1 protein-coding gene and 1 pseudogene are annotated in these 687 nt (G+C 23.1%); both read right to left on the bottom strand.

The genetic code is table 11. From position 1 onward, the window contains the following. Positions 1–200: 200 nt before the first annotated feature. Positions 201–368 (bottom strand): annotated as a pseudogene (locus DRV84_RS16300) (hypothetical protein); the annotation flags it as partial. 12 nt (positions 369–380) lie between these two features. Next, positions 381–687: cytochrome b N-terminal domain-containing protein (locus DRV84_RS15190; RefSeq protein ID WP_192881441.1), on the bottom strand; the 307-nt coding region annotated here is incomplete at its 5' end.

Genomic DNA, 687 nt, shown 5'->3' with positions numbered 1-687 from the left:
GACTTTAAAGAAAATTTCTTAAAAATTGTTTTCAAAACAATTAAAATAAAGCCAAACACAACTTATAAAATTATAAAATCCTGAATTTCATAAATTATTCAAAAAACTATAAATATTATAAAATACAAAAAACTAAATACTATCCCCAACCCTATATATGGATATTCTACAACACACGCACCAATTCATGTTAACAATATTCAATTTACAACAAAAACCCAATATATAAACTTTATAAAATAATAAAATAAAGTTCTTCGAAAACGATGCTTCAAAAAAAAAGGTAAAAAATATAAAATAACCACCGATATAACTAAAGCGATTACTCCTCCAATTTTTCTAGAAATAGAACGTAAAATAGTATAAGCAAATAAAAAATATCATTCAGGTTGAATATGAACGGGAGTAACCAAAGGATTAGAAGAAATAAAATTCTCTACATCCATAAAAATATAAGGAAACAAAAAACAAATAAATAAAAAAAAAACAAAAAAGAAAGCAAATCCAAAAATATCCCTAATTCTATAATATGGATGAAAAAAAACTTTATCATATACTCTTCTTAATCCTAAAGGATTTCTAGAACCTTTTTCATGAAGAAAAAAAAGATGTAAAATCACAAAAAATAAAATTACAAAAGGTAATAGAAAATGAAAAGCAAAAAACCGAGTCAAAGTAGGATTACCT

Origin of the sequence: Rhodosalinus sediminis, assembly GCF_003385555.1 — a bacterium.
GTDB classification, from domain to species: Bacteria; Pseudomonadota; Alphaproteobacteria; order Rhodobacterales; family Rhodobacteraceae; genus Rhodosalinus; species Rhodosalinus sediminis.
Note: the sequence above shows the minus strand (reverse complement) of the source record. Positions and strands in the feature narration are given on the sequence as shown.